We start from the raw sequence: 22,868 nt of genomic DNA on the forward strand, positions 1-22,868 counted from the left end.
AATAGAATGAAACAGCGATTAATTTTTATTGATGTAATAAGAGCATATGCTATCTGTATGATGCTGCAAGGGCATTTTATTACAGCTCTTTTAGGTGAACCTTATTGGGATGAATCGAATATTTACTTCCATACTTGGCATTATTTTACAGGTATCACAGCTCCTGTTTTTCTCACTATATCAGGCTTTATCTTCACCTACCTACTTATACGAGAAGGCGAGCGCAGTGGTGTAGGACTAAAAAACCCTCGTGTAAAAAAAGGAGCTAAACGAGGACTAATGCTTATAGGAGTAGCTTGTTTATTGCGCAAAGACATTTACTTTGTAGATATACTGCATTGTATTGGGCTAGCGCTCATTATTATGGTTGGTATCTATCTGTTAGCGCGAAAACACGTCAGACATCTGCTACCTATAATGCTTATTACTACTACTCTTATTTTATTTACTTTCAATGAAACCTATAACAAATATGAGTATTCTTGGCTTCCTCAGATTGTAGCCAACTATTTCACACCTAAATACGGTACTTTCTTTACTATATTTCCATGGTTAGGCTTTGTAACTTTAGGAGGTTTTATGGGGGCTTTATTTTATTATTACCGCAATACCAAACATCTATACCCCATATTTATAAGCTTACTTATTGTTTTTGGGGCAATCTTCCATTTTCAATATCATACCTTTCATTTTCTTTATTCAGTTACTGGCTGGCAGCATTTTGAGAATCTAGCACGCAATGGTTTCCTCTTTCTACGTATGGGCGACACTCTCTGGACATTTGCTGTTTTTGTTATTCTACGTAATGTACTCACAGCTCAGTTCCTTCAGCGCATAGGGCAAAATACGCTTTCTATTTATATCATTCATAGTATAGCTCTATACCATTTTATTCCAAGACTCAGCTTAGATTATTACTTCCATAAGAGCCTCAACCCTACTGAAGCTATAATAGGAGCTATTCTCTTTGTAATAAGTATTACTACTGCTTCATACTATTACCACAAAATATATAAATACGCAAAAGAAAAGTATTTTATGAAAGATAAATAAAGCCAATTCTATTGAAGAAGAATAAAAAATAAAGCCTACTAATTACTTAGCAGGCTTTATTTTTGAGCGGGAGACGAGGTTCGAACTCGCGACATTCAGCTTGGAAGGCTGACGCTCTACCAACTGAGCTACTCCCGCAATAAATATAGATGACAATAAGATTATTCCTTTTCAGCGGTGCAAATATACAGCTATTTTTTCATAACTTCCAAATTTATCACCTATTTTTTTACTAACTAATATCAATTTAACACAAAAGCAACTGATAATCAATTATTTTTAAATTCTATTTATTGTTAGCTAAATCTTTAAGTAACTTTGTCATTTCCCAAATTACTATTCCTGCACTTACTGAAACATTTAAAGAATGTTTTGTACCATATTGTGGTATCTCTATCACTTCATCGCTAAGGCTTACCACCTCTTGCGCTACTCCTTTCACTTCATTACCAAAAATAACAGCATATTGCGTATGTGCTTTAGGTTGAAAATCATTAAGCATTACAGCCTTTTCAGCTTGCTCTATACTTATCACACACACATCTTCTGCTTTCAATCTCTCAACTACCTGTAGTGTATCTTCAGCGTACTCCCAAGCCACGCTATCTGTAGCTCCTAAAGCTGTCTTATGTATCTCTTTATTAGGAGGGGTAGCTGTAATACCACATAGGTATATCTTCTCTACTAAAAAAGCGTCGCAAGTGCGAAATACCGACCCTACATTATTAAGGCTCCTTACATTATCTAATATTACTATCAAAGGGGTTTTCTCAGCCTTTTTAAACTGCTCTATATCCAAACGATGAAGTTCACTATTTGCTAATTTTCGCATATCTATAATCGGGTCACTTTATCTACCCCTTTCACATTTTTTATATCTAACATTAGTTTCTTAAGAGTGGCATTATTATTTATCGATATTGATACCTTGCCATTAAATACATTCCCTTCTGTATCTATGTTTATATTGGTAAGTTTTACAAATTTGCTATCTAATATTACTTTTGAAATATCACTAATAAGCCCATCACGGTCTATACCACTAATTCGCAAGCTCACTTTAAAGTCTCGTTCATCTGATTTTACCCATTTAGCTGGGATAACCCTATAAGCATAATTCGATTGCATTGATATAGCATTGGGGCACGTTTTCTTATGCACTTTTACCCCTTCATTAATAGTTACAAAGCCAAATATAGGGTCACCAGGTATTGGGTTACAACATTTTGAGAAAGTATAGTCTAATGATTCTTCTTCTTTACCAAATACAATACTATCATAATGTACTCCTTCTGTATAAGTAGGTTCTTCTACTGCCTTCTTTACTACTTTACTCTTAAACAAACCGAAGAATGAGGTACGATGCGAAGCAAAATCCTTAAGCATCTGGTTTGTAATCTCTCCTGTACCTGCCTGATAGTATATATCCAAACTAGTCTTAGTTTTGAAGTAATTAACCATATCGTTCATCACTTCTTCTGTAAGATTAATCTTCAGCTGCTTAAGTTTGCGCAAGAGTATTTCTTTCCCTTCTGCTGCTACTGTTTTTGTCTCTTCCTTTAATGCATTTTTTATCTTGCTCCGCGCCTTCGAAGTAGTAGCATAGTTCAACCAGTTTTTAGTAGGTTTAGCGTTTTCTGCTGTGATAATTTCTACCGTATCACCGCTTTTTAGCACTTGGTTTAAAGGTACTAATTTATTATTTACCTTAGCTCCACGTGTTTTAAGTCCTACCCCTGTGTGAATTGAGAAAGCAAAATCTATAGGAGTTGCTCCTTTAGGTAACGATTTTATCTCGCCATTGGGGGTAAAAACAAATATTTCTTTAGAATAAAGGTTAAGTTTAAAATCTTCTACAAAATCTACCGCATTGGCTTCACTGTTTTCAAATACCTCTTGCAAACGGTTAAGCCATACCTCTATCCCTTCCTCTTTTTGGTCGCCGTGTTTGTATTTGAAGTGCGCCGCATAGCCTTTTTCAGCTATTTCATGCATTCGTTCACTGCGTATCTGCACCTCTACCCATTTTCCCTTAGGTCCCATTACAGTAATATGAAGCGCCTCATAACCTGTTGATTTAGGGGAAGATATCCAATCTCGCAAACGAGTTGGATTGGGGCGAAAGTGGTCTGTTACGATAGAATATATTTTCCAAGCAAGGAATTTCTCTTCTGAAGGTTCGCTTTTGTAGATAATGCGAATAGCAAATTTATCATATACCTCCTCAAAGGTTACCCCTTGCGACTCCATTTTCCTATTGATAGAATAAATCGATTTAGGTCGTCCTTTTATGTAGTAATCTATTTTCTGCTCATTAAGAGAGGTCTCTACTATTTTAGTAAAAGCATCAATATACGACTGTTGCTCCTCTTTTGATTCTTCCATCTTACCGAGAATCATAAAATAGCGTTCAGGGTCTGTATATTTTAAGGCAAGATCTTCTAACTCTGTTTTGATGTTGTAGAGCCCTATACGGTGAGCTATAGGGGCATAGATATAGAGTGTTTCTGAAGCTATCTTTGTCTGCTTATACTCAGCCATTGAGTCCATAGTCTGCATATTGTGCAGTCTATCAGCTATTTTGATGAGTATCACGCGCACATCATCGTTCATCGTAAGCAGTAACTTCCTGAAATTTTCTGCTTGTAATGAAATATCGTTCTCCCTACTCAAATGCGATATTTTGGTAAGCCCTGCCACTATATGGGCTATAGTTTTACCAAAAAGTTGCTCTATATCCTCATTGGTATATTCGGTATCTTCTACCACATCGTGTAGTAAAGCCGCTGCTATAGACACAGCGTCTAATCCTATGCGCTGCGCCACTATTTTAGCTACGGCTATAGGGTGAAATATATAAGGCTCTCCACTCTTGCGGCGTTGGTTCTTATGAGCATTTACAGCGGTATCAAAAGCTAAACGAATGACTTTTTTATCTTCATCAGTTAGGGTTTGGTAGCTGATGCGCAAAAGCTCTTTGTACTCGCGAGCTATTGCCTTACTCTCTTCTTCGGTGTAATTAGCTGTTGTTTCCATTGTATTTGGGGTTTATGATGTCTTCTATTTTATGGTAGAGGATAGTTTGCGCAACTTGATAGCCGTCAGTACTTTTTTGGTATATAAAGGAAAATCAGCGTTCAATAGCCAACCAAAATACCCTGGTTCATTCACAAAAATATCCTCCACTTTGCTACCTTTGTGTTTTCCAAAAGTAAATATTTCCTCTCCTTCGCTGTTATAGCCTATAAATCCAGCAAAATCAGCTATTTGTTTTCGGTAGGTAAACTCGCTTAGCTTTTTGATGTTATTCTCTAAGTTGTCATACTTATCAAGCTGAGCTTTCAGTATTTCATAGGTAGCATTAGTATCAGCAGCTGCAGTATGTGCCTCAAGTAGGTCTTTGCCACAATAAAATTTATAAGCTGCTGATAAGGTGCGCTGTTCCATTTTGTGAAATATCGTTTGTATATCTACCGTCACACGATTGCCAAGGTCAAAATCTACTCCTGCACGTAGCATCTCTTCTGCCAATAACGGAATATCAAACCGGTCTGAATTATAACCTGCTAAGTCTGAATCCTTTATCATATTGTGTATTTGCTTAGCCAATTCTTTAAAAGTAGGCTCATTAGCTACTTTCTCATCAGTGATGCCGTGTACTGCCGAAGCCATTGCAGGAATAGGAATCGTAGGATTTACCAACCAGGTTTTGCTTTCTTTATTACCATTAGGATATACTTTCAATATCGAAATTTCTACAATACGGTCTTTAGTAATGTCAATGCCTGTTGTTTCCAGATCGAAAAAACAGATAGGTTTTGATAATTTTAGTTCCACAGTATTTTGTTCAGTGTTTAAGGTTGTTTTATTCTTCTATTTCAGCAGAAAGCCCAGCATCTAAAAGAGCCACGCAAAGAGGCTTCAGATAGTCATAACTACCAGTTTTCACATCGCATTTCCCTTTGAAATGAACGATAATAGCACATTGCTCGGCCTGTTCAAAAGTATGACCGCACACCTGCACAAGAGTATCAATTACGTAGTCAAACGTATTGTAATCATCATTGTATAAGATGATACGGCACTCCTCATCTTGTAGTTCAAGTACATCGGTTTCGGCTAATGTTTCTTCTAAATGACTGATAAACGGCATAATACTAATCTTTTTTAGGTTTTTGTCACCCTATCTATCACATTCTCTCTCGAGAGAATTATCAGCAAGTCATCTTTATTAAGCTTAATGTTGGGGTCAGGGGTGACGTTCATTTTCCCATCAGAATGCTTTACTGCCAATATATTTATCTCGTACTTATGCCGTAGGTTCAGCTCCATTAGTGATTTTCCAACATACGTTTTCGGCACTTTCACCTCGTAAATAAAATAATCTTCTGCAAATTTGAAATACTCAATAATAGTAGGTCTCAAAACCGAGTAAGCTACCTTCTCTCCCATTGATTCCTCTGGGAAAACCACTTGGGTAGCTCCTATCTTATATAGTACCTTTTCTTGGGTGTGATTTACTGCTTTACAAATAATATTTTTCACTCCCAATTCTTTGAGTTGCAGGGTGATAAGGATACTTGCTTGTATATTATCACCTACACTCACAAAGGCAGTATCAAAATCATCGCGTACTACCTTTTTTAAAGCGATTTCATCAGTAGCGTCTAATATTATCGCCTCTTCTATAATTCCTTCGTTAAGGGCTTGCTTTATCAGGTTTTCTCTTGCATCTATCACCAGTACAGTAGCCTTGTTGCGATACAGCGTCTTAGCCACCGATTTACCAAACTCTCCCAAACCTATCACTAAAAAATTCTTCATATTTGTTAATCCTTAGCGCATTGATAATTGACGAATCAGCAAATTGACAAATCGCCTCATTATCCTATTAATATATTCTCTTTCGGGTATTTATAGTTGCCTTCAGCACGCGGTCGCGAAAGGGCTAAAGCAATAGTAAGCGGGCCTACCCTACCCAAAAACATCGTAAACATCAGTATAGCCTGCGAAGTTTTGTTTAAATAAGGCGTAATACCAGTAGAAAGTCCACAAGTACTAAAAGCTGAAATAAGCTCAAATGCCACTTTAGTAAATTCAAAATGAGGCTCTATACTTGCCAGTACTACTATCATTATCAGCACATACATCATCGCAATAAATACTAAAGCAGAGGCTTTGTTAAAAAGTTTCCACGAAATACGCCTTTTAGAGAACTCTATGTAGTTCTTGTTAAGCAGTGCCGTCTTAATTCCCAAAAACAATATACCTATAGTAGTCGTCTTTACCCCCGAACCGGTAGAGTTTGGCGAGGCTCCTATAAACATAAAAGTTACACAGAAAAGAATAGTAGCACTACCCAAGTGCTCTAACGGTATAGTGTCAAACCCTGCTGTACGCAAACTCACTGAGTGAAAAAAGCTGATGAGCAACTGGTTAAACAATCCTTTGCCGTAAAGAGTATGATAGTTTTTATACTCTAAAGTGAAAAACAGCAAAGTACCTGCTAATAGTAGCACTATCGTCATCAGTATTGAAAACTGCGAATTAATATCAAGCCGTCTGCGCTTATGCTGCAAATACTCGCCTGCCTGAATGATAGTGGTAAAGCCTACCCCCCCAAAAATAATCAGAAAAGCGATAATTAAATTCACATATACATTGTAAGTATAGCCCTCAAAACTATGAGGAAAAAGTGCTATACCGGCATTGCAAAAAGCGGATACCGAATGAAATACCGACATAAACAGCGCCTGAAAAAACGAATAGTCTTGTATAAACGAGCCAAATAATAGCACCGCTCCTATTGCCTCAAATAGCAGAGTAATAAAAACCACTCGCTTAGTTACTGTATAAATGTCGTACATCTTGTTATGGTTCAGCCCTTCTGCCACCAAACGTTTCGTGTAAAAACCTATGCGTTTAGCGATAAGCAAAACGAATACTGACGAGATAGTCAGCACACCTAACCCTCCAAACTGTATGAGTATCAACAGTATAAACTTCCCAAAACCTGTATAGACAGCTCCTATATCTACTATTGATAAGCCTGTAACTGTTACCGCCGAAGTAGCCGTAAAAAGAGCCTCAAAAAAAGAAACTTCTTTATCAGGATAATGCGAAAAAGGCAGTTTCAATAGGAGTGCCCCGATGATAATCAACCCTACAAACGAAAGCATTATCAGGCTATAAGGCGATATTTTCTTTAACATCGGTTATTCTTTTATCTTGAGTAATTAGGTGCTTCTTTAGTAATAGTGATATTATGAGGGTGACTCTCTGCAATACCACTGGCTGTAATACGCACAAATCTACTCACAGCTTGCAGTGTTTCTATATCTTTAGCTCCACAATAGCCCATACCTGCACGCAAGCCTCCGATAAATTGGTGCATACTTTCTTGTAACTCTCCTTTATAGGCCACACGTCCTACTATACCTTCTGGCACTAATTTCTTAATATCGTCTTCCACATCCTGAAAATAGCGGTCTTTACTACCTTGGTTCATAGCCTCTACAGAGCCCATTCCCCTATACGATTTGTACTTTCTACCTTCAAAAATGATGGTTTCTCCTGGTGATTCTTTCGTACCTGCCAATAGCGAACCGAGCATTACACTATGAGCGCCTGCAGCGATAGCTTTCACTATATCGCCTGTATATCTGATACCTCCATCAGCTATCACAGGTATTCCTTTGCCTTTTAGGGCTTTAGCTACGTTCATCACTGCCGATAATTGCGGATAACCTACCCCTGCCACTACCCTAGTAGTACATATAGAACCTGGCCCTATTCCTACTTTCACGGCATCAGCGCCGCTTTCAGCCAAATAGAGAGCTGCTTCAGCAGTAGCTATATTCCCTACTACTACATCTAAATCTGCAAACTTACTCTTTACTGCTTTCAATGCATTAACTACTCCTTTAGTATGTCCGTGGGCAGTATCTATTATTACAGCATCTACACCGGCTTGCACTAAGGCTTCAGCGCGTTCTACTACATCTGCGGTTACCCCCAAAGCAGCTGCCACACGTAGCCTACCAATACTATCTTTGTTAGACATCGATTTCTCTTGCAAGTTAGCAATGTCGCGGAAAGTGATAAGCCCAACCAATTTATAGTTCTTATCTACTACAGGTAGTTTTTCTATTTTGCTGCGTTGTAATATCTTTTCAGCCTCTTTCATAGAGGTACCTTCATTAGCAATCACTAAGTTTTTAGCAGTCATCACCTCTACTATAGGGCGAGTATTGTCCTGCTCAAAACGCAAATCGCGATTAGTTACAATACCTTTTAGAATACCATTGTCATCTACTATAGGTATCCCCCCTATGTTATTCTCCTTCATACAGCGCTTAGCATCAGCTACTTTAGCATCTAAATGTAGGGTTACAGGGTCAATTATCATACCACTTTCAGCACGCTTTACCTTTCTTATTTGCTTAGCTTGCTCTTCTATGGTCATATTTTTGTGCAGTACTCCTATACCACCTTCGCGAGCCATAGCGATAGCCATTGCTGCTTCGGTAACAGTATCCATAGCAGCCGAAATAATAGGCACATTTAGCGTGATATTACGCGTAAACTGAGAAGTGATGGCAACCTCACGTGGTAGCACTTCCGAATAATTAGGAATGAGAAGCACATCATCATATGTCAGCCCCTCACTGATTATTTTGTCTTGAAAATCCATTTTTTAGTAAAAAGAAAATTAGTTGCGTGCAAATATACATCTTTTTTATATACGCACCAAATTTTAAATATTGTTTAATTTCTTAAAATCAAAAAAAGGCTACCTAAAAATAGTAGCCTCTTTTTATATATTATTCATTTTCATTTGCTAATTAATAAATTACTCCTCCGCTTCCTTCATAGTGTGATAGACGTTTTGAACATCATCATCTTCTTCTATCTTTTCTAATAGCTTTTCTACATCAGCTTGTTCTTCAGGAGTGAGTTCTTTGGTAACCTGTGGAATGCGTTCAAAACCTGATGAAAGAATTTCTATATTCCTACTTTCAAGCTCTTTTTGTATAGCTCCAAAACTCTCAAAAGGAGCATAAATAAGAATACCATCTTCGTCAGCAAATACCTCTTCAGCTCCAAAATCTATCATCTCAAGTTCTAATTCCTCAGGGTCTATACCTTCAGCATTGATACGGAAGTTACACGTATGATCAAACATAAATTCTACCGAACCCGAAGTCCCCAATGTACCATTGCATTTATTGAAGTAGCTGCGTATATTCGCCACGGTACGGTTGTTATTATCAGTAGCAGTTTCTATCAGCACAGCTATACCGTGTGGTGCATAGCCTTCAAAAAGTACTTCTTTATAGTTAGCGGTATCTTTTTCACTTGCTTTTTTTATAGCGCGTTCTATATTTTCTTTCGGCATATTAGCTGCCTTAGCATTCTGTATTACGGCACGTAGTCGCGAGTTACTTTCAGGGTGTGGACCTCCCTCTTTCACTGCCATTACGATGTCTTTCCCTATACGGGTAAATGTTTTTGCCATTGCAGCCCAACGTTTAAACTTACGGGCTTTTCTAAATTCAAATGCTCTTCCCATCTTTTTTAATGATTAATTGTTTAATTATTAATGATAATAATTTCTATACTAATTTACTAATTGACAAATCGACAAATTGGCAAATTAGCAAATTGCCTAATTGACTAATTGTCTTATTTTTCCTTCTTCAAATTGCAATTGTGCTTCAGGAAAATCAAGCCCTGTAAGCCTCTTTATTTCCTGAAATACCCTACCTTCAGCGTCCAACTCTAAGCCTATTCCTTTAGTTTGCTTTGTAGAGATGACATCTGCATATATAAAATTGCCGTTCTTATCTATTTTTATCTGATAGAGGGGGGCTATTCCATTAACACCTTGCAGGTTAAACTGTCCATAAGTATTAAAGTTGCCCATACTATAGGTGATAAACTTACCTTTGTACACCTCCACAGCACGTGTAACGTGGGGTCCGTGTCCCAATACTATATCTGCTCCTGCATCTATTACTGAGTGAGCGAACTTATGCACATCTCCCCTATTTTCACCGTAGAAGAACTCATTAGTTCGGGGTACGCGGGTATGTTTAGACCCCTCAGCACCTCCATGAAACGAAACAATAACTATATCTGCCTGCGCTCTGAGTTCCTTTACTAAATCAGTTGCTTGAGCTATATTGTTTACTGACAGCATATTGCTATTGGGCGAAAAGGCACAGAAACCGTACTTCACTCCGTCTTTTTCAAATACTACCGACTTATTTTCTACAGGCCCTGCGTGGTAAATCCCTACATTGTCCAATACTTTAGCCGTATTGCGTCGCCCTTTCTCACCAAAGTCGTTTGCGTGATTATTAGCGGTACTCATAAGGTTAAAACCAGCCTCTTTTAGTATATCACCATAGCGGTCTGGCATCCTAAAAGCGTAACAAGTACCTGCTTCTGAGTTTTTACATTTCTCTGAATTGCCTTCATCTAAAATAGCTCCTTCCAAATTGCCAAACACTATATCACCTTTCAGATAAGGTTTCACTTGCTTAAAGCTATTTTTAGCATCATCTGGTGGCAGATTGCCTGCGGGAAAAGCTGAGCCTATCATCACATCACCTACTGCCACAATAGTAAGAGTATCCTTTGTTACTACTGAGGTCGTATCTGTTTGAGTATCAGCTTGTGCGTAAACAGTCCCCACAAATATAGCTGCTAATAATAGAAGTATTTTTTTCATCGTCTTTCTTATTTTTCGGCAATCACTTGTACGCCTCCTTTCACTTTATCACCTAACTGAACTTTTACTTTAGTTCCCAAAGGTAAATACACATCTACACGCGAACCAAATTTTATAAAGCCCGCATCTTCACCTTGCACTGCTGTATCACCTACTTTAGCGTAATTGACAATACGTTTTGCCAAAGCTCCTGCTATTTGTCGGTATAGCACCTCACCAAACACAGGGTTATCTACTACTACTGTAGTGCGTTCATTTTCTTCAGAAGCCTTAGGGTGCCACGCTACTAAATACTTACCAGGGTGATATTTACTATAGGTTACCTTACCTCCTAAAGCATAACGCGTTACGTGTACATTTAAAGGCGACATAAATATCGACACCTGTAAACGTTTATCTTTAAAGTATTCTTTTTCAAACACTTCTTCTATTACCACCACCTTACCATCTACAGGAGCGATAATATGTGCCTCATTTTTAGGCGTGAGGCGTTTAGGGTTTCTAAAAAACTGTAGTATAGCTATCAAAAAGACAAAAGCTACCAATTGCACCAATAGCTTAAGCCATTCTATATCAATACAATAATGAGCTATCAAGGCTATTATTACTGTAATAGCAAAGCTAACCAAGATAATCTTAAATCCTTCTTTGTGAAACATAATATTCTAATATTTGCGGCAAAGATAAAACACTTTTTATTTATACCCAAAAATATGGTTAATATTTTATCAGCGCATCTGCATTTTTCAACATAAAAAAGCAGCGCAACGAGGCACTGCTTTTTTCCTTTTTTAATATTTTGTTTTATTAATAACTTCTGATAACCACTCGTAGCTCTACACGACGTGCTTGTGCAGGAGTAGCTTGTGGGTCTACTCCTTTAAAAGCGGTCAGTATACGCTCGTTGCTTATCCCTTTAGCGTTTAGTATCTGGGCAACAGCTACAGCACGCTCCATAGAGAGCACATTGTTATAGGCAGCACTCCCTACGGCACTCGCATACCCTTCTAAGAGTATGGATAGTTCGGGGTGCGCTTGTAGCATCGTTACCATCTCGTCTATTATTGTAGGGTCATAAGCTAAAGGTATCGTTTTATTATTAGCGAAATAGAGCAACGCTTTCTTATGCCCATAGGCAGCCAATAGCTGTTCTAATTCGCTGCGTTTTTCTGCCGAAATCTGTATAGGTACCCCTGTGGCTGTTACACTTTGCACTACTATAGGGGCATAGCCTGCTGTTGCCGTAGTAGCTGTTGTAGTAGCTACAGTGGCTTGGGTGCCTACAGCGGTAGCCTGAGCATTGGCAGCGGTAGGGGCAATATTACTTTTAGCCGCTACCATTCCTGTATTGGCTGCTAAAGTAGCTAAGAGCAATTGCTGCTGTTTGCGCAGCTGTTCTACCGTACCCGATAGTTGGGCTAACTGCTGAGCTATCGCAGCAGTAGTCTGTGTTTGAACCACAGCTGCAGGCACTACAGAACGCTGAGTTATAGCAGTATTAGTAGCAGTACGAACTACTGCAGGGTTTGCTGTACGAGCAATAGTAGTATTACTTGCTGTACGAGCGATAGCAGTATTACTTGCCGTACGGCTGATAATAGTACTACTAGTGGTTCCCACTACCGTAGGACTTACTGCTGCTGCCTTTACTAACCGATACTCATTTATAACTACCGAAGTAGATGACATTTGTTCTGTCTTATAATTCACAGCCGATAGCATACTGTCTAACTGCTTATCTCTAAGGGTAGTCAGCTCTGCCTTCCCTATTTGTTCTAAAAGATATCGCAATTCATCTACCGTCATTACTATCTCTGTCTTTTTTGGGGTAGGTGCTATCTGTGCATTTATGGTTTGCACACATAACAATAGCCCCCCTATAATCTGATAGATATACTTCATAATTATTTCGCTGCTGGCGCACCAACTTTTGCCTTTTGTATTTCGTCTGTCGTTTTTTGCAATTCATCTTTTGCTTTTTGCACTTCGTCAGTCGTTTTTTGCAATTCGTCTTTTGCCTTTTGCACTTCTTCTCTCGCTGCTTGGGTTTCTAAAAGCAATTTTTCTAAACGGTCTATGCGCTGTTCTGGTGTTTTACCTTCGCCTTCTCTAATGTTTTTCACTACACTATCAATAAGCTGTTGTAGCTCTTCAGGCGTCATACGCACTAAGCGCACTTGTTCTGCTACTGGGTAAGGCAAATGTTCTGCTACGTATGTATTTCTTAAGTCTTCCCATTGTTGTTTTTCTTTTAGCAGACGGTTAGCATTAGCGGTATCACCGTTTTGGTAAGCCAACTGTATTTGTTTTTCTACAGCAGTTATTTGGCTATTGTAGTAAGCTAAGTTTCGTTTTTCAGGCGAAACAGTAGAAGCCGCATTTGTTGTAGTTGCAGAGGTGGTAGTTACCGAAACCGGAACAGTAGCAGCTTCAGCAGCACCCAACTGTTGCTCGTATAACTCTCTCTCTACTGACTTAGCCAATTTAATACGTAGCCCTGCATTGTAAAATACATTGCTTTTTAGTTTGTTCACAGAGCTCAATGCGGTACTTACATCTTCGTTATGGGTCGTGTAAAGCAAGTTAGCAACGCCAAAAAGCTCTACGCGTTTGCCTAAAGGTATAGCCAAACCTACCCCTCCTTTAGCAAAAATACCCGATTTATTAGCTACACTTGCTACTTTGCCTACATAATTATCGCCTATCTTCATATAACCAGCACCTATTTGTACGTAAGGCACTACGCCACTAGCTACATTTAGGCGTGCTAAGAAATCACCTCCGTATATTGATAGGTTTTCAAAATTAGCAGAGAGCTTTTCATCAGTCATAGCACGGTAGTAATACCCTCTAATACCTATGTATTCAGTAAAGTCTACCCCTAATGCCAAACCTCCAAAGTAAGCATCGCGTAGATTACTATCGTTATTGAAGTTTAAGTAACCCAAAGTAGGCTCTATTACCACCTTAAAGCTCTTCAAGTTAGTATACGCTTGGTCTAAGGCTGTCAGCTGATTAGGGTTGCGACCTCCTAAGTAAAGCTGTAGCCCTGCGCCTACACTCCACGCTAAATGATTTTCCTCTTCTACGTTATTATCTATCCAAGTGTTATAAGCAGAAGTATTAGCTTCTGTAGGTTTATAAAGCACGTTGCTAGGGTCAAAGCTAAAACGAGTTGCTTTAGCTTGTACGTTCAGCGTAAGGCGACGGGCAAGGTTAAACTTAGCCCCTAATCCTAGCCCAAAATACACTTGGTCTTGGCTTAAGTCATTAGCTTTAATAGTCTGCACTCCTGACCCTAAAGTAACATAAGGCTGAAAAGAGTACGCTAAGGGTATATTCCCTTTCAGTTCGCCTCCCCATCTGTGTACTGCCACATCTTTAGCTTCAAAAGCATTGCTAATAGCAGTAGGAGCGTCATAACCCGCAAGGGTCGATTTCATTCCCATTGCTTGTCTATACGAACCCAATAATTCTATATTTCTACCGAAGCCGAAGCCTACATAGCCACCTGCCATAAAGCCATTAGTGATAGCGGTTTTCTTTTGCCACCATACATAATCACCTGTAGGGGCTACTGCAAAGCTAATGTCCTTCACTTGCGCTCCCACCGATGTTGATAAAAGAGCAAGAATACCTAAATTAAAAAAAGTTTTTCTCATCGTTTTTAAATTATTTTTATTATAGTAAGTTTTTTTAGTTATTACTGATTTTAAGTTAATCAATTCGCAAAAGTACGAATATTTTTCACTTCTACAACTATAGCCACTAAAATTTTATTTTTATAAACAAAAAAAGACAGCACATCACTGCACTGCCTTTTTTATCTCATCTATAATTGTCAAATTAGAAAAAGTATCGTTTAAACGCTTCTATAGCTTCATAATCTGCCAAACCTAAATTGCGATAGCGTTGCGCCGTTTGGCTATTACGCGCTTCTGCACGTTGCCAGAACTCACGCAAGTCATCTCCTTGAAACATCGCACCATCTTTTTGCGATTGGTGGAAGAAGATAGCCTGACGTTTCTTAAGCACTTGCGCCGGACTCATAGGCACTGCCATTTCTATTTCGTGTATATCCCATTCGTGCCAAGCGCCGCGGTATAACCATACCCAGCAGTCTTTCATATAATCCTTGTGTTTCAAGTTCTTAAGCGCTGCAAAAATAGCGTCTAAGCACACTTTATGAGTACCGTGCGGGTCAGCAAGGTCACCAGCTGCATATATTTGGTGTGGTTTTACCTCTTCTATAAGGTTCATTATAATGTTGATATCTGCCTCACCTATAGGGTTTTTCTTCACGCCTCCTGTTTCGTAGAAAGGCAAGTTAAGGAAGTGTACGTGTTTATCAGGTACGCCTTCGTAACGAGTAGCTGCCAATGATTCGTGGCGACGTATATTACCTTTTAGTTGGCGTACTAATAAAGTATCTATTTCATTAGATTTCTTATTAGTAATATTGCTGATAATCTCATCAAGTACAGCTACTTCACCTTTGTTTTCTTTTACTATATCTTTAAACACTTCAGCAAATTTCAACGCTTCGTGGTCTGATACGGCAAAGTTACCTGAAGTTTGGTAAGCGATGTGTACTTCGTGTCCTTGTGATACCAAACGGTCAAAAGTACCTCCCATTGAGATAACGTCATCATCAGGGTGCGGACTGAAGATAATAACGCGTTTTTTGTGTGGGTGTTCGCGTTCAGGGCGGTTAGTATCATCAGCATTAGGTTTACCTCCTGGCCAACCGGTGATAGTGTGTTGTAGGCGGTTAAACATCGCAATATTCAAATCGTAAGCTGGGCCTGATTCCGCAAGAAGTTTAGACATACCGTTTTCGTTGTAGTCAGAGTCGGTAAGTTTAAGTATCGTTTTGCCCAAGTGCTCGCATAGCCATACGATAGCTTTAGCTTTAAGGTCTTCGTTCCATTGTACATCAGTCACGAGCCAAGGAGTGTTGATACGAGTAAGAGCTGAAGCCGCTTCTGCGTCAAGCACAAAAGTAGTATTTTCGTGCAATTGTAGGTAAGATGAAGGCACTTCCGAAGTAATATCACCTTCTACTGCTTTCGCTACGATAGAAGCTTTGCTGCTTCCCCACGCCAATAGTACAATACGGCGCGCTTTCATCACTGTGCGAATACCCATAGTGATAGCCTGACGTGGCACATTGTCTATACCGTGAAAAGTTTCAGCAGCATCAGAGCGAGTAATATGGTCAAGGGTGATGATACGGGTTCCTGAATTGCGGTTAGAGCCTGGCTCATTAAAACCAATGTGACCTGTACGACCTATACCCAAAAGCTGGAAGTCAATACCGCCACATTCTTCTATTTTTTTATCATAACCTGCACAATAAGCTTGCAATTCTTCGTGCGAAACGGTTCCATCAGGTATATTGATATTTTCTTTAGGAATATCAATATGGTTGAACAGATGTTCGTGCATAAAGTACCAATAACTTTGGATATCTTGTTTTTCCATAGGATAATACTCGTCCAAGTTAAAGGTAATAACATTTTTAAAGCTAAGCCCTTCTTCTTTGTGCATACGTACCAATTCGTCATACACTTTCACTGGCGAAGAACCTGTGGCTAAACCTAATACGCAAGGTTTTCCCTCTTGTTGTTTTTTTCTAATGAGGTCGGCTATTTCGCGAGCCACACTCACAGAAGCAGTTACAGAATTAGAGAAGATTACATTGTCTATCTTCTCAAAACGAGTTTCCTCAACAGACCCTGCTGGGTGATGAGCAATCGATGACACTTCTTTTTTAATATGTGTTCTCATTTTGTTGATAATGATTTTTTTATTACAAGTTTTGACACGGCAAAAGTACAATACTTTTATGAATTAAGCAAATAATTTTAAGAATTATTTATCACATTTTAAATACGAAACACAAAAGACGAAATACGAGCAATTCTTTTTCGTATTTCGTCTTTAGTTTTTCGCATTCGCCTTTCGTCTTTCGCCTCTGGCTATTATTTTCTTTGTTGCGCTTTTCTCTGAGCTTCTGCCTGCTCCATCATCTCACGCATCTTAGCCTGAAATTTGCTTTCTTTCTTAGGCTTCATCTTGTTTTCTTGTATCTGTGCGTGTATCTTCTTTTCGTCAAGAATCCAATGCTTAATAGCCAACATAATAAGGATAGTCAGCAAGTTAGACACAAAGTAGTACAAGCTGAGTCCGCTGGCGTAGTTGTTAAAGAAGAACAACATCATCACAGGCGATAAGTAAATCAAGAACTTCATATTAGGCATACCTGGTTGCTGTGGTTGTACCGTCTGTGCCATTGTCATCATTGAGTAGATAAAAATAGCTACTGAAGCCAATAACGGGAACAGACTCACGTGGCTGCCGTAGAAAGGAATTGAGAATGGCAACTCAAATATCGCATCGTATGACGAAAGGTCTTCTGCCCATAAGAAACTCTTTTGGCGAAGCCCAAATTCAGTAGGGAAAAAGTTGAAGAGGGCTAAGAACACCGGCAACTGCAAGAGGGCAGGAATACAGCCACTCATAGGGTTTACACCCGCCTTGCTGTAGAGTGCCATTGTTTCTTGTTGGCGTTTCATCGGCTCTTCGTATTTCTTGTTAATCTCTTCTATCTCAGGGCGTAGCACCTTCATTTTAGCTTGCGATACATACGATTTGTACACTATAGGCGATAGTAATAAGCGCACTATAATAGTCATTAGTATAATTACCAAACCTACTGAAAAATAGTTAGCAAGGAAGTTGTACAGCGGTATAAAGAGCCACTTGTTCAACCAACCAAAGATACCCCATCCTAAAGGAATGAGTTCTGTAAGCTCATATTTATCATTATATTGTTTTAGTACATTGTAGTCACTAGGACCAAAATAGAAGTGCAACGATTCGCTTAGCTCACCACCTTTAGTCTTGAGCGGAAAAGTACTTTTAAGGTTTTTAGTGTATTTCACATCTTTGCTCTCTTCATTAGCGATGTTATACGACAGAAAGTCGCCATTAGCAAAAGCGCTGTCCGAAATGAGTACCGAAGTAAATAGGTGTTGTTTATAGGCTACCCAGCTCACTTGCTCTTCTTTAGTACCGCTATTACCTCCTTGGCTCATACGGTTTATTTTGTCGTCAGCATACCTAATAGCCGATTGGGTATAGCGGTTTTCATAGGTTACGCTCTTTTCCATACGGCGTGCTTTCAGTCCCCATACTAACTCTATAGGGTTTTGAGTGTTTAGCACTCCCGAAAGCCCCTGACTGCGCACCGCTACATCTACCATATAGCCCTCTGCTGGCAGCGTATACACATATTCTAAATAGCTGTTTTCGCCTGTTTTGACCTTCATCGAAAGGAGCTGCTTTCCGTCTTTCTGACTTAGTGAAGGCTCAAAATACAACTGTTGGGTATTGAGTTCTTGCCCTTGTGTGGTTTTAAAATTGAGAGCAAAAATAGCGTTCTTATCTTTTATTAGGTACACCGGCATCGACTCATACGTCTTAAATTGTTTGAGTAATACCTCTTTTAGGTCTCCACCTTTATTGTTAATAGTCAGCTTTACATCTTTATTCTCAATTATGGTCACTCCGTCTTTAGCAGTTGCTTGAGCGTTGCCATAAGCGAAAGCCCCTAAGTCAGCCGTAGCAGCAGTTGCTGTATTGTTTTGTGGGTTCTTAGCAGCAGCGGCTTGTTCTTGTTCAGCTTTGCGTTTTGCCAACTCTTCTTGGGTTGGGCGGTTGTTATTCATTACCCATAGCAGCAAGATAAATATAAGCACAAAGCCTATGATGCTTTTCAGGTCAAACTTTTTTTCTTCCATATAAATATAATAATTATCGTTTTTTAGTTCTTTTTCAATTTATTGTTTAAAGCAGCTTTTACAAAAGCAATAAAGAGCGGATGCGGATTAGCTACCGTACTCTTGTACTCTGGGTGGTACTGTACCCCTACAAACCAAGGGTGAGTAGGCAGTTCTACCACTTCCACTAAGCCCGTATCAGGGTTTATCCCTGTGCATTGTAGTCCCGCTTTTTCTAAGGTCTCGCGGTAGTCGCTGTTAAACTCATAGCGGTGGCGGTGGCGTTCCGAAATCTGTTCTTTGCCATATGCTTCATATATCTTGCTACCTTTGGTTAGCTCGCAAGCCCAAGCACCTAAGCGCATCGTACCTCCTTTGTGCGTAATCTGCTTCTGACTTTCCATTAGGCTAATCACAGGGTAAGGCGTATGCTCGTCCATTTCGGTAGAGTTAGCTCCTTTAAGTCCTGCTACGTGGCGAGCAAATTCTATTACCGCCATTTGCATACCTAAGCAGATACCTAAGAAAGGAATATTGTGTTCGCGTACGTACTCTATAGCTTTTATTTTGCCTTCTATACCGCGTCCTCCAAAACCTGGGGCTACTAATACAGCGTCCAAATGCCCTAATTTAGCTTCTATATTTTCCTCGTTGATATGTTCAGAGTGAATGCTTTCTACATCCACACGCACCTCATTAGCGGCTCCCGAATGTATAAACGCCTCTAAGATTGATTTATACGAATCTTGCAACTCCACATATTTACCCACCAAACCTATTTTCACGCGGTGTTTAGGGTTTTTATATCGCTGCAAGAAAGCGTTCCATTGGGTCAAATCTGGGTCATTTTTGTAAGGGAGGTCTAACTTCTTAAGAGCTACTTTATCAAGCCCTTCTAAAAGCATTCGGTTAGGTACATCATAAATGGTCGAAACGTCTATTGATTGTATTACCGCCTCGCGTTTTACGTTGCAGAAGAGGGCTAACTTATAGCGAAGCTCATCAGAAAGTTCGTGTTCAGTACGGCAGACCAATATATCGGCTTGTATACCGCTTTCCATCAGCATTTTCACACTGTGCTGAGTAGGTTTTGTTTTAAGCTCACCAGCCGCAGCGAGATAAGGCACTAAAGTAAGGTGAATAACAATGCCGTTATGCTCACCCAAATCCCATAATAGTTGGCGCACCGACTCTATATAAGGTAGTGATTCTATATCGCCTACAGTACCACCAATCTCGGTGATAACAATATCGTACTCGCCTGTCTTGCCAAGTATTTGTATGCGTTCTTTTATTTCGTTGGTAATGTGGGGTACTACCTGTACAGTTTTACCGAGAAACTCGCCTCGTCTTTCTTTTTCTATAACACTTTGGTAGATACGTCCTGTAGTTACGTTGTTAGCCTGCGAAGTATGCACATTTAGGAAACGTTCATAGTGTCCTAAGTCAAGGTCGGTTTCAGCGCCGTCTTCGGTCACGAAGCACTCGCCGTGTTCGTAAGGGTTCAGAGTCCCCGGGTCTACATTTATATAAGGGTCAAACTTCTGAATAGTAACCCTATAGCCACGAGCCTGCAATAGTTTAGCCAGTGAGGCTGCGATAATACCTTTGCCTAAAGAAGACGTAACGCCTCCCGTTACAAATATATATTTAGTTGCCATTTCATTTATTTTGCCGCAAAATTACGAATAAAAAGCAAAACTACAAAAAATAAATATCATTAACTCTTCGTTCACCTATTCTTTCTCCCCATAATCCCCTCATCCCACCTGCCCCACTCGTCCCACCTGTCCCACTCGTCTCACCTGTCCCACTCGTCCCACCTGTCCCACTCGTCCCGCCTGTCCCACTCATCCCACCTGTCCCACTCGTCCCACCTGTCCCACTCGTCCCACCTGTCCCACTCGTCCCACCTGTCCCACTCGTCCCACCTGCCTCACTTGTCCCACCCGTCCCTCTTGTCCCACCTGCAAAATTCCTAATATTTTTCACTTTTAACAAAAAATACTGAAATTATATCTTCAGTACAGAAAGGATATATAATAGATATAGGAAGAATACAGGAAGCCCCAACAAAACTTATTATCAAATCCGCAACAAAACCAGAAAAATAAGCTATTATCAGCACTCCCATTCCTCCCATTCCTCTCAGCCCTTCCTAAAGCTAACAAAAAATAATTTGTTTTTTTATTTTTTTTGTATTACTTTTGCGGCAAATTATTTATATACTAAATGAAAGTAGCTGTTGTAATGGGGAGCAAAAGCGACTTGCCCGTGATGCAAGAGGCAGTCGATATACTCCGTTCTTTCGGCATAGAAACCGTGGTTGATATAGTATCGGCACACCGTACTCCTGAAAAACTAATGGATTTTGGCACCAATGCGCATCGCAGGGGCTTCAATGTCATTGTAGCAGGAGCAGGGGGGGCTGCTCACTTACCTGGTATGCTTGCCGCTATGTCGCCTCTACCTGTCATAGGCGTACCTGTAAAAAGTAGTAATTCTATAGATGGTTGGGACTCTGTTCTCTCTATATTGCAGATGCCCAGCGGAGTGCCTGTAGCTACCGTTGCCCTCAATGGGGCTAAGAATGCAGGTATCTTAGCGGCTCAAATTTTAGCTTCTCAGCAGCCTGCTTTACTCGATAAAATTATCAATTACAAAGAAAGTTTAAAACAAGCCGTACTAACTGCTGCGGCAACTCTTAACGATGAATAATAACACCTTTCAGGGCGCACGCCTACTGATATTAGACTTCGGCTCTCAATATACCCAGCTAATAGCCAGACGAGTAAGAGAGCTTAATGTGTATTGCGAAATACACCCCTTCAACCACTTGCCTGAGGACATCGATAGCTTTGCCGCTGTCATTCTTTCGGGCTCTCCTTATTCAGTGCGCAGTGCCGAAGCCTTGCACCCCGACTTATCGGCTATCAAGGGCAAAAAACCGCTTTTAGCTGTTTGCTACGGGGCACAATACTTAGCGCACTTCGGCGGTGGCGAGGTAGCTCCTTCTAATATCAGAGAGTATGGGCGCGCTCACCTATCGTATATCAACCCAACTAACGACCCTCTATTCGAGGGCATCAGTCAGGGCAGCCAAGTGTGGATGAGCCACAGCGATACTATCAAACAACTACCCGAAAGGGGTATATGCTTAGCCAGCACTGCCGATGTAGCCAATGCTGCCTACCGCATAGAGGGCGAAGACACTTATGCTATACAGTTCCACCCCGAAGTATCGCATTCTATAGATGGCACTAAACTATTGAGCAACTTCCTATTCAAAATAGCACATATCACCCCTAATTGGACACCCGATAACTTTGTAGAAATGACTGTTGCTAACCTCAAAGAGCAGGTAGGGAGCGAAAAAGTAATATTGGGGCTTTCAGGAGGGGTAGACTCCACTGTAGCTGCTGTATTGTTGCACAAAGCTATCGGCAGTCAGCTACACTGCATATTCGTCAATAACGGATTGTTGCGCAAAAACGAGTTTGCTAACGTGCTCAAGCAGTACGAGGGTATGGGCTTAAATGTAAAAGGAGTAGATGCTTCTGAGCGTTTTCTTTCTGCTTTAGCAGGCAAAACCGACCCTGAAGAAAAGCGCAAAACTATAGGACGTGTATTTATAGAGGTGTTTGACGATGAAGCCCATAAGATAACCGATGCTAAATGGTTAGGACAAGGTACTATCTACCCCGATGTGATAGAATCGCTATCTGTAAAAGGCCCTTCAGCTACTATCAAATCGCATCACAATGTAGGTGGGCTGCCCGACTATATGAAGCTAAAGATAGTAGAGCCCCTGCGAATGCTCTTCAAAGATGAAGTGCGCCGCGTAGGACGCACCTTAGGCATCGACCCCGAACTATTAGGCAGACATCCTTTCCCAGGCCCTGGGTTAGCTATACGCATATTGGGCGACATCACCCCCGAAAAAGTAGCTGTACTACAAGAGGTAGATGCTATTTTTATAGATGCCCTCAAAGAAGAAAAATTATATGATAAGGTATGGCAAGCTGGAGCTATATTACTTCCTATCAATAGCGTAGGGGTAATGGGCGATGAGCGTACCTACGAAAAAGTAGTAGCTCTCCGTGCCGTAGAAAGCGTAGATGGTATGACTGCCGACTGGGTAGACCTACCTTACAAGTTCCTGCAAAAAGTGTCTAATACTATCATTAATAAGGTGAAAGGCGTAAATCGTGTGGTGTACGACATCAGTTCTAAACCGCCTGCCACTATCGAATGGGAATAGCATTTTATAATTTATAATTCAGAATTTAGAATTC

Annotated in this window: 18 protein-coding genes and 1 tRNA gene; 3 read left to right on the forward strand and 16 right to left on the reverse strand. The window is 40.1% G+C overall.

All coding sequences use genetic code 11. The features are described from left to right. The first annotated feature begins 6 nt into the window (after positions 1–6). A complete protein-coding gene (locus C8P65_RS06290; protein WP_107782074.1) occupies positions 7–1,053 on the forward strand; it encodes a heparan-alpha-glucosaminide N-acetyltransferase domain-containing protein in 1,047 nt (348 codons plus the stop codon). Positions 1,054–1,118: 65 nt separating this feature from the next. Here C8P65_RS06290 and C8P65_RS06295 read toward each other — a convergent pair. The 16 genes from C8P65_RS06295 to C8P65_RS06370 form a co-directional block, all read right to left on the reverse strand. Then, positions 1,119–1,191: transfer RNA gene (locus C8P65_RS06295), tRNA-Gly, on the reverse strand. Positions 1,192–1,339: 148 nt separating this feature from the next. Then, positions 1,340–1,885: an RNA methyltransferase gene (locus tag C8P65_RS06300; protein WP_107782075.1), complete on the reverse strand. Its 546-nt coding sequence runs from the start codon at positions 1,883–1,885 to the stop codon at positions 1,340–1,342. A gap of 2 nt (positions 1,886–1,887) precedes the next feature. Further along, complete coding sequence (locus tag C8P65_RS06305) at positions 1,888–4,089, reverse strand: RelA/SpoT family protein (RefSeq protein WP_107782076.1); 2,202 nt, start codon at positions 4,087–4,089, stop codon at positions 1,888–1,890. 24 nt (positions 4,090–4,113) lie between these two features. Further along, on the reverse strand, positions 4,114–4,890 hold the full coding sequence (locus tag C8P65_RS06310; protein ID WP_009388957.1) for a 3'-5' exonuclease: 777 nt from the start codon (positions 4,888–4,890) through the stop codon (positions 4,114–4,116). A gap of 28 nt (positions 4,891–4,918) precedes the next feature. Continuing rightward, the gene (locus C8P65_RS06315; RefSeq protein ID WP_009388956.1) at positions 4,919–5,206 is read right to left on the reverse strand and encodes an ATP-dependent Clp protease adaptor ClpS; all 288 of its coding nucleotides are present in this window, start codon (positions 5,204–5,206) and stop codon (positions 4,919–4,921) included. Between the two features lie 14 nt (positions 5,207–5,220). Further along, positions 5,221–5,877, reverse strand: coding sequence for a potassium channel family protein (locus tag C8P65_RS06320; protein WP_095914688.1), 657 nt, complete (start codon positions 5,875–5,877; stop codon positions 5,221–5,223). A gap of 59 nt (positions 5,878–5,936) precedes the next feature. Next, on the reverse strand, positions 5,937–7,265 hold the full coding sequence (locus C8P65_RS06325) for a TrkH family potassium uptake protein (RefSeq protein WP_107782077.1): 1,329 nt from the start codon (positions 7,263–7,265) through the stop codon (positions 5,937–5,939). Positions 7,266–7,276: 11 nt separating this feature from the next. Next, the gene (gene guaB, locus C8P65_RS06330; RefSeq protein ID WP_107782078.1) at positions 7,277–8,746 is read right to left on the reverse strand and encodes an IMP dehydrogenase; all 1,470 of its coding nucleotides are present in this window, start codon (positions 8,744–8,746) and stop codon (positions 7,277–7,279) included. 159 nt (positions 8,747–8,905) lie between these two features. Continuing rightward, on the reverse strand, positions 8,906–9,625 hold the full coding sequence (locus tag C8P65_RS06335) for a YebC/PmpR family DNA-binding transcriptional regulator (RefSeq protein WP_009388952.1): 720 nt from the start codon (positions 9,623–9,625) through the stop codon (positions 8,906–8,908). Positions 9,626–9,721: 96 nt separating this feature from the next. Beyond that, positions 9,722–10,789, reverse strand: coding sequence for a CapA family protein (locus C8P65_RS06340; RefSeq protein WP_107782079.1), 1,068 nt, complete (start codon positions 10,787–10,789; stop codon positions 9,722–9,724). A gap of 8 nt (positions 10,790–10,797) precedes the next feature. Next, positions 10,798–11,448 (reverse strand): phosphatidylserine decarboxylase family protein, encoded by a 651-nt coding sequence (locus C8P65_RS06345; protein WP_107782080.1) that lies wholly within the window; start codon positions 11,446–11,448, stop codon positions 10,798–10,800. Positions 11,449–11,596: 148 nt separating this feature from the next. After that, positions 11,597–12,691: an OmpA family protein gene (locus C8P65_RS06350; RefSeq protein WP_107782081.1), complete on the reverse strand. Its 1,095-nt coding sequence runs from the start codon at positions 12,689–12,691 to the stop codon at positions 11,597–11,599. A 2-nt stretch (positions 12,692–12,693) separates the two neighbouring features. Further along, positions 12,694–14,451 (reverse strand): hypothetical protein, encoded by a 1,758-nt coding sequence (locus tag C8P65_RS06355; protein WP_107782120.1) that lies wholly within the window; start codon positions 14,449–14,451, stop codon positions 12,694–12,696. Positions 14,452–14,635: 184 nt separating this feature from the next. After that, complete coding sequence (gene nagB, locus C8P65_RS06360; RefSeq protein WP_107782082.1) at positions 14,636–16,579, reverse strand: glucosamine-6-phosphate deaminase; 1,944 nt, start codon at positions 16,577–16,579, stop codon at positions 14,636–14,638. Between the two features lie 194 nt (positions 16,580–16,773). Further along, positions 16,774–18,594: a membrane protein insertase YidC gene (gene yidC / locus C8P65_RS06365; protein ID WP_107782083.1), complete on the reverse strand. Its 1,821-nt coding sequence runs from the start codon at positions 18,592–18,594 to the stop codon at positions 16,774–16,776. A 23-nt stretch (positions 18,595–18,617) separates the two neighbouring features. Next, a complete protein-coding gene (locus tag C8P65_RS06370; RefSeq protein WP_107782084.1) occupies positions 18,618–20,234 on the reverse strand; it encodes a CTP synthase in 1,617 nt (538 codons plus the stop codon). A gap of 571 nt (positions 20,235–20,805) precedes the next feature. On the opposite strand from C8P65_RS06370, the gene purE reads away from it, so the two are divergent. Together purE and guaA are read left to right on the forward strand one after the other, a co-directional pair. Next, positions 20,806–21,291 carry a 5-(carboxyamino)imidazole ribonucleotide mutase gene (gene purE, locus C8P65_RS06380; RefSeq protein WP_107782086.1) on the forward strand — a complete coding sequence of 162 codons (486 nt, stop codon included), beginning with the start codon at positions 20,806–20,808 and terminating at the stop codon, positions 21,289–21,291. Further along, on the forward strand, positions 21,284–22,834 hold the full coding sequence (gene guaA / locus C8P65_RS06385; RefSeq protein ID WP_107782087.1) for a glutamine-hydrolyzing GMP synthase: 1,551 nt from the start codon (positions 21,284–21,286) through the stop codon (positions 22,832–22,834). The genes purE and guaA overlap by 8 nt, the downstream gene beginning before the upstream one ends. The last annotated feature ends 34 nt before the right edge of the window (positions 22,835–22,868 follow it).

The sequence above is a fragment of the Capnocytophaga leadbetteri genome (assembly GCF_003054025.1).
GTDB classification, from domain to species: Bacteria; Bacteroidota; Bacteroidia; order Flavobacteriales; family Flavobacteriaceae; genus Capnocytophaga; species Capnocytophaga leadbetteri.

What these genes read in the sequence shown, in the direction of transcription:
- C8P65_RS06315 (WP_009388956.1), bottom strand. Translation starts at nt 5,206, where the DNA reads ATGCCGTTTATCAGTCATTTAGAAGAAACATTAGCCGAAACCGATGTA.
- C8P65_RS06335 (WP_009388952.1), bottom strand. Translation starts at nt 9,625, where the DNA reads ATGGGAAGAGCATTTGAATTTAGAAAAGCCCGTAAGTTTAAACGTTGG.
- C8P65_RS06320 (WP_095914688.1), bottom strand. Translation starts at nt 5,877, where the DNA reads ATGAAGAATTTTTTAGTGATAGGTTTGGGAGAGTTTGGTAAATCGGTG.
- C8P65_RS06290 (WP_107782074.1), top strand. Translation starts at nt 7, where the DNA reads ATGAAACAGCGATTAATTTTTATTGATGTAATAAGAGCATATGCTATC.
- C8P65_RS06340 (WP_107782079.1), bottom strand. Translation starts at nt 10,789, where the DNA reads ATGAAAAAAATACTTCTATTATTAGCAGCTATATTTGTGGGGACTGTT.
- C8P65_RS06345 (WP_107782080.1), bottom strand. Translation starts at nt 11,448, where the DNA reads ATGTTTCACAAAGAAGGATTTAAGATTATCTTGGTTAGCTTTGCTATT.
- nagB (WP_107782082.1), bottom strand. Translation starts at nt 16,579, where the DNA reads ATGAGAACACATATTAAAAAAGAAGTGTCATCGATTGCTCATCACCCA.
- yidC (WP_107782083.1), bottom strand. Translation starts at nt 18,594, where the DNA reads ATGGAAGAAAAAAAGTTTGACCTGAAAAGCATCATAGGCTTTGTGCTT.
- C8P65_RS06305 (WP_107782076.1), bottom strand. Translation starts at nt 4,089, where the DNA reads ATGGAAACAACAGCTAATTACACCGAAGAAGAGAGTAAGGCAATAGCT.
- C8P65_RS06325 (WP_107782077.1), bottom strand. Translation starts at nt 7,265, where the DNA reads ATGTTAAAGAAAATATCGCCTTATAGCCTGATAATGCTTTCGTTTGTA.
- C8P65_RS06370 (WP_107782084.1), bottom strand. Translation starts at nt 20,234, where the DNA reads ATGGCAACTAAATATATATTTGTAACGGGAGGCGTTACGTCTTCTTTA.
- C8P65_RS06300 (WP_107782075.1), bottom strand. Translation starts at nt 1,885, where the DNA reads ATGCGAAAATTAGCAAATAGTGAACTTCATCGTTTGGATATAGAGCAG.
- C8P65_RS06355 (WP_107782120.1), bottom strand. Translation starts at nt 14,451, where the DNA reads ATGAGAAAAACTTTTTTTAATTTAGGTATTCTTGCTCTTTTATCAACA.
- purE (WP_107782086.1), top strand. Translation starts at nt 20,806, where the DNA reads ATGAAAGTAGCTGTTGTAATGGGGAGCAAAAGCGACTTGCCCGTGATG.
- C8P65_RS06350 (WP_107782081.1), bottom strand. Translation starts at nt 12,691, where the DNA reads ATGAAGTATATCTATCAGATTATAGGGGGGCTATTGTTATGTGTGCAA.
- guaB (WP_107782078.1), bottom strand. Translation starts at nt 8,746, where the DNA reads ATGGATTTTCAAGACAAAATAATCAGTGAGGGGCTGACATATGATGAT.
- guaA (WP_107782087.1), top strand. Translation starts at nt 21,284, where the DNA reads ATGAATAATAACACCTTTCAGGGCGCACGCCTACTGATATTAGACTTC.